At 72.4% G+C, this 16,264-nt stretch carries 6 protein-coding genes; 1 reads left to right on the plus strand and 5 read right to left on the minus strand.

Features of this window, described 5'->3' with window-relative positions:
- Positions 1 to 187: 187 nt before the first annotated feature.
- The gene (locus IPQ09_09725; GenBank protein MBL0194480.1) at positions 188 to 1,699 is read left to right on the plus strand and encodes an SAM-dependent DNA methyltransferase; all 1,512 of its coding nucleotides are present in this window, start codon (positions 188 to 190) and stop codon (positions 1,697 to 1,699) included.
- Between the two features lie 9 nt (positions 1,700 to 1,708).
- On the opposite strand, the gene IPQ09_09730 is transcribed toward IPQ09_09725, so the two are convergent.
- From IPQ09_09730 to IPQ09_09750, 5 genes are all read right to left on the minus strand, one after another.
- Positions 1,709 to 6,010, minus strand: coding sequence for a hypothetical protein (locus IPQ09_09730; protein ID MBL0194481.1), 4,302 nt, complete (start codon positions 6,008 to 6,010; stop codon positions 1,709 to 1,711).
- A gap of 173 nt (positions 6,011 to 6,183) precedes the next feature.
- Positions 6,184 to 8,229, minus strand: a complete 2,046-nt coding sequence (locus IPQ09_09735) for an SUMF1/EgtB/PvdO family nonheme iron enzyme (GenBank protein ID MBL0194482.1) — start codon at positions 8,227 to 8,229, stop codon at positions 6,184 to 6,186.
- 9 nt (positions 8,230 to 8,238) lie between these two features.
- Complete coding sequence (locus IPQ09_09740; GenBank protein ID MBL0194483.1) at positions 8,239 to 8,973, minus strand: 4'-phosphopantetheinyl transferase superfamily protein; 735 nt, start codon at positions 8,971 to 8,973, stop codon at positions 8,239 to 8,241.
- A 2-nt stretch (positions 8,974 to 8,975) separates the two neighbouring features.
- On the minus strand, positions 8,976 to 15,806 hold the full coding sequence (locus tag IPQ09_09745; protein ID MBL0194484.1) for a beta keto-acyl synthase: 6,831 nt from the start codon (positions 15,804 to 15,806) through the stop codon (positions 8,976 to 8,978).
- Between the two features lie 72 nt (positions 15,807 to 15,878).
- Positions 15,879 to 16,264: polyketide synthase dehydratase domain-containing protein (locus tag IPQ09_09750; protein MBL0194485.1), on the minus strand; the 386-nt coding region annotated here is incomplete at its 5' end.

Raw genomic sequence — 16,264 nt, forward strand, 5'->3', positions numbered from 1 at the left:
CCCCCCCCCCCGGCCCCGGAGGGGCGACCCGGGCCGGGAGAAAAAAAGACTCCAGGGGACTAGCAAATCAGCCGCTGCCACGAGCGCGGCGACGGCGATCCGAGAACCATGCCCGCGAGGCGACCACCGAGCGCAGAGCCCCTCCCATGACCCTCAAAGTGAGCAACGAAGGGGCGGCGGCGCAGCCGTGACCACGAGGAGCACCGACGGCGGATCGACGCCGACACGTCGAGCTCGCGGCGACTGGCAGACACCGCTCGAGCTTGCGCGCGCCGCGCTGGCGCTCGCGATCGATGACGCTCGGCCACACCCCGCGTCGGTCGTCGAGCCGACATGCGGGCGCGGCGCCTTCCTCGTGGCGGCGCGCGAGCGCCTCCCCGAAGCGACGCTGCTCGGCTACGACCTCGACGCCGCGCACCTCGGCGCCGCGAGGCAGGCGCTCAAGGCCTTTGCGGGCCCCGCGAGCCTGCGCCAGGCGAACTTCTTCTCCCACGACTGGCGGCGGGCGCTCGCTCGCCTCCCGGAGCCCATCCTCGTGACAGGCAACCCGCCATGGGTGACGAGCTCGGTGCAGGGCGCGCTCGGCGCTGGAAACCTGCCCGTGAAGGGCACTCGTGGCCTATCGCTCGGGCGCTATGGTGCGCTCACGGGGCAGAGCGACTTCGACATCTCCGAGTGGATGCTCCTGCGGCTCATCGAGGCGCTCGCCGGCCGCCAGGGGACATTGGCTGTACTCTGCAAAAGCCAGGTCGCCCGGCGCGTGCTGGCGAGCGACGTGGAGGCGCGCTTCGGCGCGCGGCCTGGCGGGCTCTGGCGTCTCGACGCTCGGAGGCACTTCCGAGCGTCGGTGGACGCGGTGTGGTTCGTTTGCCATTTCGCGCGTGGCGAGCGTGAGCCCGCGCGCCCCGGCGAGTGGCCCGTGCGCGGCTCCCTCGACGCCTCGGCGCCCGAGGCGTGGCTCGGGCTCCGCGACGGCGCCCTCGTGCCCGACACGCGGAGACTCCGCGAGACGCTCCACCTCGAGGGGCTGTCGGCGACCGAGTGGCGCTCCGGCCTGAAGCACGACTGCGCCGCGGTCATGGAGCTCACGCGGGAGGCGGGGGGGGGCGGGAGCGGCTGGGTCAACGGCCTGGGCGAGGTCGTCGAGCTCGAGCCCTCCGTGGTGTTCCCGCTGCTGAAGGGCGCCGATCTCGCGCGGAGTGGCCCGGACCGCGCGGTGATCGTGCCGCAGCGCGCGCTCGGCGAGGACACCACCCGCCTGCGCGAGACCGCGCCGCGCGCCTGGGCGTATCTGACGTCGCACCGCGCGCGCCTCGACGCGCGCAGGAGCGCCATCTACCGCGGACGCCCGCCATTCGCGATCTTCGGCGTCGGCCCCTACGCGTTCGCGCCGTGGAAGGTCGCCGTCTCTGGGCTCCACAAGCGCCTGCTGGTCTCGCTGCTCGGGCCGCGCGGCGAGGGTGCGGCCCCGGTGATGTTCGACGACACGTGCTACTACCTCCCCTTCGACGACGAGGCCGAGGCCACGCGCGCCGCCGACGCTCTCCGCTCGCCGCTCGCCGCCGACTTCCTGAGCGCGCGGGTGTTCTGGGACGCGAAGCGCCCTATCCAGAAGAGCGTGCTCCAGCGCCTCGACCTCGAAGCGCTGGCGCGGGCGATGGGTGCAAGTCCCAGCTTGCAGGCACCGCCCGCGGGCTGAAGCCCTGGTTCAAGGATCGGGCAGGCTCGACTCGAGCGGCATCACGTAGGTCGACGTGAGCTGACGCATCACCTCGATGTTCGTCACGTAGCGCTTCAGCGTCGCGTCGGCCCCGGGGTTCTCGGGGTCGAGCTGCGGCTTGCCGCCCGCGAGCAGCAGCTTGGGGGTCCCGTCGGCGTTCATGCGCACCGACCCGTTAGCCTCGCGCTCCACGAGATACGCGATCGTGACGAGGCGGTTCGCCCACTCCAACATGCGGGCGCCGATGCTCTTCTGATGGTCGAGCTCGAAATCCCGCTCGGTGCCGGTGGTGTGGGCGCGGTAGGTGAGCCCCGTGGCCGGGTTGATGAAGGTGTAGGTCTCGCCGACGGGCCAGGTCACGGTCTCGCCCGCGCGGGACACGATCCGGGAGTCGTCGAGGAAGGCCTGCGACCAGCTCGTGGGGAAGAGCATCGTGCCCCACACCATCGCGTAGAGCTGCTGGCTCCAGCCGAACGCGGGGTCTACGACCCTGGCCGAGGCCGGGCGCGTCCCCAAGGAGCCGAGGTTCCGCCACGGCGGGTAGACCAGAGCGTTCGAGCCGTCGACCCACGGCGCCATGGACTCCACGTCTCCCGTGAGCACCGCCCCCATGAGGCGCTGCACCTGCGTGGGGTACAGCGTCGCGAAGTTCACGTTCTTGTAGCGGCCATCGACGAAGTCTTCTTTGGAGTTCGAGATGAAGGTATCGAACGCCTCCGACAGGTAATAGAGCGCCCAGGTCTTGTCGTAGAAGGACCCCACTTGGGTCTGGTAGTCGGACCACCAATAACCCTGCCCGTAGTCAAAGTCGTTGTGGATGTAGCGCCCCTGTCCGAGGGGCAGCGCGAACGGGTATTTCGTGTCCTTCGTGGGCGCCGAGTCCGCCATGAAGATGTCCTTCCGGACACCGTAGGGCGCGATCGCGTAGCAGTCATCCGCGCCCGTCGAGCAGTACGAGCCCGGCTCCGGTCGCATGAGCGAGCGCGTGAAGAGATCGAACGCCAGGGTCGACGCGAGCGAGAGCGGTCCGTAGTTTCCGTCGGCGAGGAGGCTCTTGTCGGGGGCCGTCGGGTCGGGGGTCTCGAGCACCATCGCGAAGCCGAAGGTCTTCGCGATGTTCTGGATGGCGTCCAGGTAGTGCGACTGCGTGCGCGCCACCACGTCCCACGAGTTGAACGTGACGCGGTTTCGACGGAAGGCGTCGAGGATGTACCGGTTCTCGTAGCCCTGCTCGAGGAAGCGCACCTGCTCGTAGGCGTCGGCGCCGGAGTCGTAGGAGAACGACGGGACGTTGCCCGAGTCGGAGTACTCGTCGGACGAGAACATGTACCCGCGCCGCACCCGCCCGGTCGGATCGGTCACTCGCTCGACCCGCGTGAAGTCGGGGTAGTCGGGGTCGGTCACGAAGTCGCTCATGTCGCGATAGTCGACGACGTCGAGCGGCGCGCCCGTACACGTGGCCCCGAGCGGCGCGGTCGGGCTGGGCGTGCACTCACCGAGGAGGCCGAACTCCTTCGCGTACTCGCTGTAGTGGATATAGCGATAGTTGGCGTTGTTCGGCTCCGGGAAGGAGATCACGCCGAAGAGACCGGGTGAGGTCGCGAAGGCGGTCCGGCGGTAGGCGTCGCGCTTCGCGAGCGGCGAGCTCGAGGTGACGGTGACCGAGGGCGCGTTCCACACGTCGACCGTGCCGCCGTACCCGAAGCGCACCGCCGCGCGGTCGTACTTGCCAATGATGAAGAAGTCTTGGACGTGGTCACCGGGGTAGTCCATCACGCTGCTGCTGGCCGACGCGTTGATGAGCCCGTCGGTCTCGCGCTGCGTGAGCGGGTCCTTCCAGCGGGGGCCGATGCACTCCTCGCCGTCGGTGTTCCCATCTGCGCAGGTCTTCTTCACGGTGCCGTTGTTCGTGCGGAGCTGCCAGTACTCGCTGCCGTAGTTGAGCGAGTCGAAGGTGCCCGCGAAGTTGTGCCGCAAGCCCACCGCGTGCCCGAACTCGTGGGAGAACACGCTGTCCGAGAACTTCTGGCGCGCCCAGGCGAACACCTTGTCGCGCTTCGTGCGGGCGGCCTCGGGATCCGCGGGGTCGATGGTCCCGAACAGCCGCTGGGCCTCGCGGGCGAGGCCGACCAGGTTGTCCGCCTCGGGCCCCTCGCGCCGACACGAGTGCCTGTGGGCGCGACCCACGCGCTTGCGCGCCTCGTAGGCCCGCCGGAAGGCCGGCGTGCCCAGCGCGCGGAGCGGTGAGGCCTTGGCCGCGAGCTCCTTCGTGACCGGGAGCCGCGGGTCTTGCCCAGCGAGCTGCGCCATCTCGGGGGTCACGATCTGCGCCTCCAGCGAGGAGCCGCGCAGCTTCGCGAGCCTGTCGGCGATCACCGCGTCGCCGGCGCCCATCCGCCCCGACTGGCTGAGCTCTCGCATGCGGTTCTTGCGGCGCAGCGTGGGCGGCAGCAGACGCGACGCTCCTGGCTTCCCCGTGACGAACGGCGCCATGACCTTCGGGTCGAACGCCTCGTGGCGCGACGCGACCTCGGCCGCGCTCATCCCGCCCGGGAGGGGCGCGCCCCGGGTGTTCTGCTTCACCCAGTCGGCCACGTTCTGCCCCTTCACGAAGGCGGTCGGCGCGATCTCGCCGTTCAGCAGGCCGACGAGATCCGTCAGCGTGGCGGAGGCGCGGTCGAGCACGGACCGCCACTGGTTCACGCTGCCAGCGATCTTCTCGCCGGTGAGCGGGTCTTCGGCGTCGACCATGATGCCCCACGGCGACTGGCGCTGTGGGCTGTCGACCAAGGAGAAGAGGTTGAAGCGCAGGTCGCCCACTCGAGGGCTGATGGGCTCGGTGCCGCACGCCGGATCGTCCTTCGATGGGTCGACCGGGTTGTGGCACAGCACGAACACGCGCGGCACCTGACGCTCGCCCTCGCCCAAGGGTGGCGTGAAGTCGTCCGACCAGGTGGCCGGCCACCCGAGGCGCTCCTCGCAGCCCGCCTCCTTCGTGCGACGACACTCGACGAGGCGCGCGGCCAACACGCCGGCGCGCACGGTGTCGCTCCAGGTCTCGACGACCTTCTTGGAGCCCTCGAAGAGGTCCTCGGGGAAGCCGCGGTTCGTGTGCCACACGGTGGTCTTCACCTTGCGATCTCGGAGCGGGATCGTGCACGCGTGCCGAAACTCGTCGCAGCGCGAGCCGCGCCCGACCTTCTCGCACTCGTCCTCGGTGCCGTTGCCGTCGACGTCGCGGTGGACGTCGGCGCCGGCCGGCGTGGTGGCGGTCGTGCCGCAGGCGACGGCGTCGTCGTGCGAGCGCTGCCAGATGTTCCACCGCGAGGCGAAGCGCTTCCAGCGGTCGTCGACGATGCCGTAGCGGCGGTCGTAGCCGAAGCGGTCGTTCGTGAAATACCCGAACATGTCCATCTTCTTGCCGTCGTAGTCGGCGGGCTCGTAGTCGGTGTCGACGACCTTCTTGAACGCGAGCCGCAGCTTCACCTCGCTGGGGTTGCAGCTCGTCTGCGGGAGCTCGCCCACGAGCCAGCATGCCGGAAAGTCGCCCCACTCCTCGTCGTGGATGACTTGGGGCGCGGCGAAGGCCTTCGCGGTCACGTCGAAATAGCCGTCTTTCAGGCGCAGCTCGGGAGCGTCTGGGCTCTTCGGATCGTCGACCCAATACGAGATGGGGTCCCACTTCACCGCGCCGTAGAGGCCGATTTGCGAGGGGCCGTCGAGGTCGTACGCGTCGGTGACGAGGTTCTTCGACCAGTCGACGCGCATGTACTGGCGCTCGTACCAGCGCTGGTCGACGTCGTCCTCCACGACGACGTTGTTCTCCTCGCCGGTGGAGGTGTTGTAGCTGCGGGCGATGTTGAAGTGCTTGAGGATGGCGAAGCTCGCCACGATCTGGCCGTCGTTCGTGCGACGCGGCGGTCCCACGCGGGGCTCGTCGTTTCGGGCGGGGCCGACTGTGCCCTTGCCGTCCGTAGCGTCGACGAGCTCGTAGGCGAGCCGCGCCACGAGGAGGTTCTGGGTGACCTCCCAGCGGATGCGCACGGTGGGCTGCGCGTCGGAGGCGGTGAAGAGCGACTCGGAGCCCGCCCCGGGGGCGACGTCCACGACCGTCGTGCGGAAGTAGAACTCGGGATCGTCGTCGACGCTCGCGAGGTCTTTGCCCACGAAGAACTCCTTCGGGAGCACCCCGCTCTGCACCTGATCGATGGGCGGCCTCTCCCCCGCACACCCTGAGCCAGCCAGCGCGCAGCTCAGCGCGAGCCCGAACACGATCGCAGCCTTCGACATGACGCGCCCTCCCAGTCTCGTGGGCGCACGCGGCGACAGCGCCGGATCGTGCGCAAGCCAAGCGGCGGTTCTACCATCTGCCAACGCCGCGCGCACCGGCCGCGAGCGCTACGATCGCGGCGCTCGCGTGTGTGAGTCTCTTGCCTACCTCGCGCGAGCGCGTGACCAGTCGGCTACTTGGCGCAGCGAAACCCGACGTCGGGCTGACGGTTGTCGGGGGCGGCCTTCGCGCGCGCCGTCGCGCGGAGGGACGCCGGCGTGACGCTGCTCCACGAGCCACCTCGCACGACCCGGGCCACGGTCCCGCAGGCGGTCTCGCCGTACGGACAGAAGGGCGCGTCGACCCACTCGGCGACGTTGCCGGCCATGTCGAACGCGCCGAACGGGCTCACCCCGGCGGGGAACGCGCCGACGGGGGAGGTGCCCTCCCAGCGATCGTCCCCATCGACCAGAGCGGCCACCGTGTCGACGCTCCGCCGCGAGGGGATCCCGCAACCCTTGTCGCAAGCGTTCACGCGGAGCGGAGTGGGGGCGTCGTGGCCCCACGGGAACGGCCGCGCCTCGGGGCCTCGGGCGACGATCTCCCACTGGGCCTCGGTCGGGAGCGCCTTGTTCGCCCAGCGGCAATACGCCGCCGCGTCGTCGAACGAGACGCAGTTCATCGGGTGCTCCGCGGTGCCGTCGCGTCCCTCGTTGCAGAAGCGGCTCCACGCCACGCGCTCCTCTTTGGTAGCGGTGGGCCACGCGGCGTCCTTGTGGCCGGCGCGGCAGCCCCCGCGCTTCACGCACTCGGCGTACTCCGCGACGGTGACCTCGGTCATATCCATGCAGAACGCATTTACCTGCTCGGTGTGCGCCGGCTGCTCTTCGCGCGGGCCTCCATCCGCGCCGACGAACCCGACGGTGGCCGCGACGCGCACCATGCCCTTGGGGCAGTACGGCAGCGCGCCCGGCGTGACCGCGGCGTCCTCCGGCTCGCCGGCGGGGCCGCGGGGGCGGAGGAGCACCGCGACCCCGCCGAGGGCGGCGAGCACGAGGGCGCCGGCGGCCAAGACCCGAGGCGAGGGCCCGCTGACCGGGAGCGGCGCGGGCTCGGCCGCGGGCTCGTCGGAGTCGGCGACAGCGTCGCTCGGGGTCACGGCGAGCGACGCACGGAGTGGCGCAGCGGGCGCCCCCGTGGCCACGGTGGCGGCGTCGCCGAGGCGCGCGTTCGCGGTGGCCGAGAGGGGTGTGACGATCCCGTTCGGATCGGTCCGCGGGCGGCTGTCGGGCAGCGAGGGGCGCCGGGGCGGGACGGAGGTGGCGGGCGGCGCGAACCCGCACAGGGCGCAGAGCGCCGCGTAGGCCTCGGTGGCGTCGCCGTAGCGATCGCGCGGCTCGCGCGCCACGGCGCGGGCGAACCAGGTATCGAACGAGCCCGGGAGCGTCGTGGGGGCCCCGAGCTCGCGGGCTCGCTGGCTGGCCGGGGGGATGGGCTCGAGCACGAGCTCGCGAAAGAAGCCCCGCACGCGGCCACCCTCGCCTGCGCCCCCGTCGCCGCGCGCCGCGAGCCAGAACTCGTGGCCGGTGAGCATGTGGAACGCGAGGAGCCCCAGGGCCCACACGTCGGTCGCGGGGCTGATGTCGGCGCTCCGCTCGGTCTGCTCCGGGGCCATCCAGAGGGGAGAGCCGATGGCGCCGGTGTTCGCGCGCGCCTCCTCCAGGAGCTTGGCGATGCCAAAGTCAAGAACCTTGACCGTATACGCCTCCTGCGCGCGCTTCGAGTGCGCGAGGAACACGTTCGCGGGCTTCAGGTCGCGGTGCACGATCCCGGCGGCGTGCGCCGCGCCGAGCGCGTGGCACACCTGGCCGAGGATGGCGGCCGACTCGGCCAACGTGAACGGGCCGTGGCTTCGCACGGTGGCGGAGAGATCGTCGCCGACGAGCAGCTCCATCGCGAGCCACGGGGTTCCCGTGGCGGCGTCGACGCCCGCGCCCACCACCTCCACGACGTGCTCGCTCGCGATGCGCGCGCCGACCCTCGCCTCGAGCGCGAACTTCTCCCGAAGCTCGGGGCTCGAAGCCATTCCAAAGTGCATGAGCTTGAGCGCGCGCGGGCGACCCGTGGAGAGCTGCTCGGCCAGATAGACCGCCCCCATCCCGCCGGACGCGAGCCTCCGGACGACGCGGAACTCGGCGGCGAAGAGCGTCCCCTCGGCCAGGTCCGCGTGGCTAAACACGAGGTCATGTTACCCTGAAGCTGGCCGCCCCCGCGCGGAACCGCGCGAGTCGCGGACCAGCGAGGTGAGCACGACGTCGTCGAGGGGCTCGAAGCGCCCGGCGAGCGTGAGCCCAGCGGGCAGGTGCTCGAGCGCGACGGTGAGCGCGATCTCGAACGCGCCGCGCTCGGCGTCGATCGACACGACGCGCGCGTCCTGAAAGCCAAAGTAGCGACGGACCTCGGGATAGAGGCACTTGTAGAGGGTCTCCTTCGCGGAGAACACCAGGGTGAGGGCGCGCCCGCTCGACCAGCCGGTCCGCTCGCAGAGCTCGGGGAGCTCGCCGTCGGTGGTGATGTGGGCGCCGATGCGGCGCGGGGCGTCGTCGTTCATCCACCGCTCGACGTCGACGCCGACCGCGCCCACGAGCCCGCTGCCGCTCGCCGCCGCCACGACCACGCCCGTGGTGTGCGCGATGCTCCCCGCGGCGCCGGCGGGCCAGAGCGGCTCGCGGTTCGGGCCCTGGCCTAGGGGCTCCTCCGCGAGGGCGTGCGCGCAGTCGCGGAGGGCGGCCCGCGCGCAGTAGCGCCCCGCGAGATACTCGAGCCGCCGCTTCGGCACCGCCCCCGCGAGCGACGCGGGGAGCGGAATGCCGTCGAGCTCGGCCACGGTGGCGATCACCGCGTCGGTCGCGAGGTCCACGCGCACGGCGCGCGCTGCCACGTCGGCGGGGAACAGGTGGGCCGGCAGCTCGAGCGCGCGCACGCTCAGGCCGCGGGTGTGGTCGGGTCGGTCGCGACGAGCCGCACGGCGAGGCCCTTGGCCTCGTAGATGCGCTTGCCGTCGACCCAGAGCGACCCCTCCGCCACCACGACGCGCGCGGGGACTCCGTCGCACACTTCGTCGCGGACCTCGGTGAGCTCCACGTCGACGACCACGACGTGGTTCGACGGGATGACCTGGCCGCGGTACTTCCACGACATGGTCACGCCCGCGGCCTGCGTCTCGAAGCGCGGCGCCGCGAGCCCGCGGCCGAGGTCGAGCTCGATGACGAGCGCTTGGAGCGCCTGGAGGAGCGCCTCGATGCCGAGCGAGCCCGGCTGTACCGGGTCTTGGTAGAAGTGGGCCTTGAAGAACCACTGGCGCGCGGCGACGTCCTTCTCCGCCCGCAGACGGCCGAGGCCCGCCTTGCCCGCGAGCTCGCCCTCGCGCCAGAGACCCGTGAGCCGGTCGATCATGACCAGGCGCTCCTCGGGGAGCCGCAGCGAGCCGCCGAAGTAGCGCGCAGGACAGTCGCCGAGCTCGACGCGATGGTCGCTCGCGTCGACCAGGCGGGCCCGGTGCGCCGGCGTCATGGGGAGGCCGGCTTGGTCCTTCATGGTGTCGCCGGGGAAGAACCCGAAGACCGTCTTTAGCGTGTAGATTACACGCTCACCTGCGGTCATCACGACGTCGAAGCCCATGATGACGATCGCGTCGGCCTTGGAGATCGACGTGAGCTTCGTGGTCACGGTGAGCGTGCCCACGTCGGGGGTGATCTCCACGTGCTGCGTGCCGGTCCCGTCGAGGTTCCGGAAGTAGAGGTTGTCCTCCGAGTCGAGGGCGCCGCCGGTGTACGAGGCGAGCCACCCGCAGGGCTGGAGCGCGGTCTCGAGCATGACGGGGAACGGCATGGCCCGCGCGTTGTTCTGCGTGAAGTACCACTCGTCCGCGGGCACGTCGTAGTCGATCACCGCGACGCTCCCGACCTCCATGCCGCCGATGCGCCCGGTGACGCTCGTGACGCGCGACATGAAGTGGTACGGCGGCCCGGGCAGCCGCGCGACGCGGCGGGTGCCGTCGAAGCGCGCGTACATCGGCCCGAACGCCGACGACGGGACGCCCCACGCGCACGCGAGCAGCGACGCGTAGTCGAAGCGGAAGCCGTCGACCACGGCGACCGGGCGCGGGTCGCGCGCGGCCTCGCGCAGCGCCGGCACGTCGAGGCGACCCGCATCGAGCGGCCACGCCGGCACGAGGCGGAGCGCCATGCGCTTGCAGTGGAACGCCTTGCGTCCGTCGACGGTGCCGAGGATGTCGGCGTAGAGCGTGGGCGTGAGGCCTCCCACGACCTCCTCGACGAAGATCTCGTAGACGACCTCCTTCGACGTGGGCACCGCCTGTCCCCGGCAGCGCAGGCTGTAGTTCTCCTCGGGGACCGGCTCGAAGCGCGAGCCGTCGTGATCGAGGGTGTGGCCCAGCGCGGTCATCAAGATCTGCATGGCCTGAAGGCCGCCCTCGAGCATGAGCGTGCCGGGCATGCAGGGGTCATTCTTGAAGTGGCCGTCGAAGAACCAGTGCTCGGGGGTGAGCGACAGCACCGCGCGGAGGTAGCCGCGGCCCCACGGGCCACCGTTCGGCTCGAAGGCCGTGACCTCGTCCAGCAGACGCATCTTGCCGCCAGCGATGGTGGGCGTGCGCGTGTGCGAGTCGGCGTGATCGAGCTCGGGCCCGAAGCACTCCCCGAGGCGGCCCTCGACGAACGCGGTGATCTGGTCGCGGCTGAAGGCCCTTCGCGACGACAGCGCGCGCGGCGGATCGAGCCGAGGGTTCGCGACCGGCGTCGCGGCCTCGGGCGACCAGAGCACGCCCGCCGAGCCGGCGAGCTCTTCGTCGGTGAAGAACCCCGCCTGACCGCTCCGCACGCTCATGCGAAGCTCGCCGTTCACCCAGCAGTTGTAGTGGAAGAAGAAGAGCCGGATGCCGTTCTGCTCGGCGTGCCCGTCGACGAGGATCTCGTAGTGGAGCGTATCGCCGAGCGTGGGCAGCGGGCCGTGGCTCTTCAGCTCGCAGCCGAGCAGGCGATACACCCGCTCGCCGCGGTTCAGGAAGTCGGCCCCGAGCCACGAGATGAGCATGAGGTCGGCCTGGCCCGACTCGACCAGCAGGCCCGCGGGCATGCGACCCTCGTGGAGGTACCACGCGCCCGGCGTGACGTCGGTCTCGGTCCAGATGGTGCCGAGGCCGAGCGTGCCCGGTGTGCCCTCGATCCCGAGCACGCGATCGGCGAGCAGCAGCGGCGGCTCGGGCATGCGCACCTGGCGCGCGTAGCCGTCCTGCTGGCGGAACAAGTCCCCGAATATTTTCGATATTTCGCCGCTGGCGTGGATCTCGAGGCCCGCACGATCGAAGGTCGGCCCGGTGGGCGTGCGAGGCCTTGGCGTGGCCGCGCGCGGAGCCACCTTCGCCTCGGGGGCCTTGGCGGGCGCCGCGAGGGCCTGGGTGGGCGGGGCCTTGGCGAGCGGGCTCTCGCTCTTCGCGGGGGACGGCGCGGGCGCCGCCGACCTCGCGAGCACGGGCGCGGCGCGCGGCGCCTCGACGGCCGCCGGTGTCGGTGCCGGGACGGGCGCGACAGGCGTAGGCCGCGCGCCTGGCGCCGGAGCGACCAGCGCTTCGTGCCGCGCGTCGTCGGCGTGGGGCGAGGCGTCCGCGCCGCCGCGCGCCCAGCGGCCAAGCGGGGCGAGCGTGACGTCGACGAAGCGCGCTTGCAGCTCGATCTGCTGACGCATGAAGGCCGTGTGGAGCTCGGCCAGCCGCGCGTGGTGCGCGGTGAGCGCGCCGAGCGGCGGCGGCGAGGCGTGAGGCGACGGGTGCGGCGGCGCGAGGTGCGGCGCTTGCGCCACCGCGGACCGCGCGACCGGGCTCGCGGGCCGCGGCGCGGGAGCGGTCGGTCGGGGCGCCGGGGTCGAAGGCGGGGCAGGTCGCGTCGCCGTCCCTACGGAAGCGAGCATCGGCGGCGGCGCCATGTATTCGCCCTCGTCGTGAGAGGGCGCGAGCGGCGCGGGCTGGTGGGCGTGCCCGTTCGCGGGAGTCGAGGGAGTAGAGACCGCGGCCATCATGGGGAGCTCTTGCGTCATTCGTGGGGGCGTGCGCGGCACGGCGTCGGGGTGGGCGGGGAGCGAGAGGAGCAGCGTCGGGGCCGAGCGGGCCGGCGGCGCCTCACGACCTCGCGCGAGGCGCGCGAGGATCGACTCGAGCGCCACGGGCGCGCCCGCGGCGAACAAACGGGCCGCGGCCTCGGCCGCCTGGAGGAGCGAGGAGCGCCCGTAGCGATCGAGCGCGATCGCGACGTGCGGCCTCTCGCCCAGCACCTCGTCGATCCATTTGGTGCATCCTGCATGGGGTCCGTGCTCGATGAACACCCGAACGCCGTCGGCCCAGGCGCGCTCCACGAGCGCCGGAAAGTCGACGAGGTTCATCGCCTGGCCCGTGAGCGCGTCGGCGGCGGTCTCGGTCGTGGCCACGTAGCTGGAGAGGCTCGCGTGCGTGTAGAAGCGCATCCACGGCATCGAGATGGTGGGGCGCGTGTGGAGCGCGCGCCACCTTGACTCGAACTCGCGCGCCTCCGGGCAGTGCATCACGAAGTCGTAGCCGGGGGTCCGCACCGCGCGGCGGCCTAGCTTGGCGCCGACGCGCGCGCAGGCCTCCGGCTCGCCCGAGAACACCATGTCGGTGGGCGAGTTGATGATCACGAGGTGGGCGCGGGTCTCGCCCTCGAGGGCGGCGCGAACGTCGCCGATCGGGGCGCGCACCCGCCAGGTGGCCCACTCGGGCGTGGCGTCGGCGTCGAGGTTCCAGGCGGGGCGCAGGCAGGCGAGCTCGCCGCAGAGCCAGCGGTCGTAGACGCGCGTCTCGGCGACGTCGGACCGGAAGCCGTCCAGATCGGTCCACGCGCCCAGGGCGAAGAGCGAGTTGGTCTCGCCGGAGCAGTAGCCGATGGCCGCGGTAGGCTCGAGACCGAAGGTGCCGCGCGTGAGCTCCGTGTGGAGCTGACCGAGGTACGAGGCGCCCCAGAGCTTCTCGAGGGGCGTCGTCTGCCGATCCGGGACGTCGTCGTACACCCAGCCCGCCGCGTCGCGCACCGAGGCGGCGCGGGCCCCGAAGCTGTCGACCAGCTCCGGGAACGCGAGGGCGAGATCGCGGCCCATGTGCGGGTAGGCGCCCGCCGCGCCGGTGAACACGAACGCGAGCTCGCCCTCGAGCGGACCGCGGCCGAAATGCACGCCCTCGTCGAGCGCGGCGGTCGCGTCCGACGCGAGGGCCGCGGGCGGGAGCGCGCGGAGCAGGGCCGCCGCGCGCGCGAGGCGCTCGGCGTACTCGCGAGGATCCTCGGCGACGACGGCGAGGCGCAGCGCAGACGCGGGCAGCGCAGACGCCTCGGCCGCGGAGAGCGTGCGCCCGCTCTCGACGGAGGCGATCAGCGCCGCGACGTCCACGGCGCCGAAGAGCCCCAGCTCCGGCGCGGGCGTCAAAAAGATCGGATCTGTCGGAGGGGTAGGGGGCGCCTCGACGTAGGTGGTGCTGTCGCCCGCGATCGACGCGACCCGCACACGCGCGCGGCGCGTGCCCGCGGTGGGGAGCCACGGCATGGGGCCTACGGCCGACGGGAGCGCGCGCCGCGCGCACGCCTCGATCGCGGCGGCGACGTGCAGCAGCCCCGAGGCGGCGTGCGCGTGCCCGAAGCGCGGCGTGAGCCCCTCGGAGTCGGGCGTGAGCGCCAGATCCAGCGTGGGCTCGGCCCCGTCGAAGAGATCGTCGGTGAGCAGCGCGAGCACCGGATCGCCGTCGCGCACGGCGTCCGCGTGGCGCTTGCACACGAGCAGCACGGCGGCGTCGCCCGGCTCGCGGTGGCTCGCTGGCAGCACCTCGCGGGCGGCGCGCTCAGCCACCGGCTCGCACGCGAGGTCGACCGCGCCCACGACCGCGGCGTCGATCTCGCCAGCGCGGAGCGCCCGCGCGCCGATGGCGAGCGCGGTGAGCCCGGAGCGCTCCTCGGACGAGACGGTGTAGCTCGGCCCGCGCACGTCGAGCTGGTGGCTCAATCGATTCGCGACGATGTTGGGCATGCAGCCGATGACGGAGGCCCCGGTGAGGCCGTCCCGCGCGAGCGCGGTCGGGAGCGCGTCGACCCAACGTCGCTCGCCGCGCCAGCGCACGGCGTGCCGCGCGACCTCCGCGTCGGTCTGCATGCCAATGAGGACGGAGGTACGCTCCTTCGGCAGCCGCGCGAGGGCGTCGGCCATGGCCGGGCTCTTGGCCATCGCGAGCAGCCAGGTCTGTTGTGGGAGCGACGCGCGCAGGTCGTTGGGGGGAAAGCGCAGCCCGCCCGCGTCGAGCTCGATGGTCGCGGCCCTCGCCGTGGCGCCGCTCGACGCGGCGGTGGTGAGGAGCCCCTCGCGAAGCTCTTCGGTCGCCGAGCCCGCGCGCACGGCGCGCGCGACGACCGCGATCTCGACGTCAGAGCGCGCGCCCGCGCCGCCCGAGGTCGCGCCGGGCAGCCACTCCTCGAGGAGGAGGTGGGCGTTGTTGCCGCCGAAGCCGAAGTTGCTGATGGCGGCCCGTCGCGGCGTGCCTGCGGGCGACCCCCAGGGCTCCTCCTCGCGGAGCAGGCGGAACGCGCCATCGGCGAGCTCGTCGAGCGGGGCGTCCGCGTGGCGCGTGGGCGGGCGAACCTGCTCGCGCATCGCGGCGAGCACCTTGATGACGGCCGCCGCCCCCGAAGCCGTGATGAGGTGCCCGACGTTCGACTTGAGCGAGCCGATCGGCACTCCTCGCGCGCCCTCGAACACCGCGCGCATGCTGCGGATCTCCGCGCCGTCGCCCACGCCGGTCCCGGTGGCGTGACACTCGACGAGCGAGATGTCGCTGGGCGAGAGGCCGCTCTCCGCGTACGCGGCGCGGAGGGCGCGGATCTGGCCTTCCTCGGAGGGGACCATGAGGCCGCGGCTCCGGCCGTCGTTCGAGAGGCCCACGCCCCGAATGACGCCGAGGATGCGGCGCCCGTTGGCGACCGCGTCGTCGAGGCGCTCGAGGAGGAGAAGGGCGGCCCCCTGCGCGGGCACGAGGCCGTCGGCCTCACGATGAAAAGGTCTGCTCTGTCCTGTAGGGCTCAGCGCGCGCAGCGCCGAGAAGCCGCCGTGAAGGAACAGATCGTCTGCGTGGTTCACGCCCCCGGCGAGCGCGAGATCGGCGCGCCCGTCATGGAGCGCGAGGCACGCGAGCTTCAGCGCGTAGAGCGACGACGCACACGCGGCGTCCAGGGCGAAGGCTTCGCCCCCGAAGCCCACCGCCGCGGCGGCGAGCTCCGCGGGCAGCCCCGACATGAAGCGGTTTCGCGGATCGGCGCCGCGCCCCTCGCCCGACCAGACCTCGAGCGCGAGATCGACCAGGCCCGGGGTGGGGTAGCTCAGGTTTCCGAGCACGAGCGCGCCGCGAGGCCGGGGCTCGAGGGGAGAGAGGCCCGCGCTCCGGAGCGCCTCGCGCGCGGCGTGGATCGTCCACGAGAACACGGGGTCGAGCCCTCGCAGGCTCGCCGCGTCGACCGCGAAGCCCTCGGGGTCGAACACCGCGTCGAAGCCGGTCACGTGGCCTCCGACGTCGCTCGAGATCTCGCGCGCCAGCTGCTGACGGCTCGCGCCCGCGTCGAGGCCCCAGAGGCCAGCCGCGGCAGGCCCTATCGCCGAGCGGCCCTCACGCACGAGGGCCCAGAGGGCCTCGGGCGTGAGCGCAGAGGGGAGGACGCAGCCTTGGCCGACGATCGCGATCGGGGGAAACTTCAACGGGGGCTCCAGGGGCGCGCGCGCCTCCAGGGCACGCGCGTGGACGTGGTCGAGGGGGGGCGAGGCGAGGACCTACGCGGTCGCGTTGGCCGTGGTGCCGCTCGGCACCGCGTACATCTCGACGTCGACGAGATCGGCGATGCGGGCGCCGTCGCTGCCGGCGAGCGTGATGTCACACACCACCCGCTCGGGGGTCTGGCTGCGCACGAGCAGCGCGCACTGGATGGGGCCGGCGGCGGCGTGGCCCGCGTACCCGAGCTTGCCGATGCGGAGCGGCAGGGTCTGGCCGAGCGAGCCGAGGCCGCACAGGATGGCGAGCTGGAGGGCGCCGTCGACGGCCGCGGGGTCGGTCTCCCACGCCTCGGTCGGCCAGCCGACGTCGGAGGTGCCGGAGAGCGTGGCGCGAGCGCCGCGCGGGGAGAGCCCGTCGACCGAGCGGATCACCTGAAAGTCGTGAC

The organism is Myxococcales bacterium, from assembly GCA_016720545.1.
In the GTDB taxonomy this organism is placed as follows: Bacteria; Myxococcota_A; Polyangia; order Polyangiales; family Polyangiaceae; genus JAAFHV01.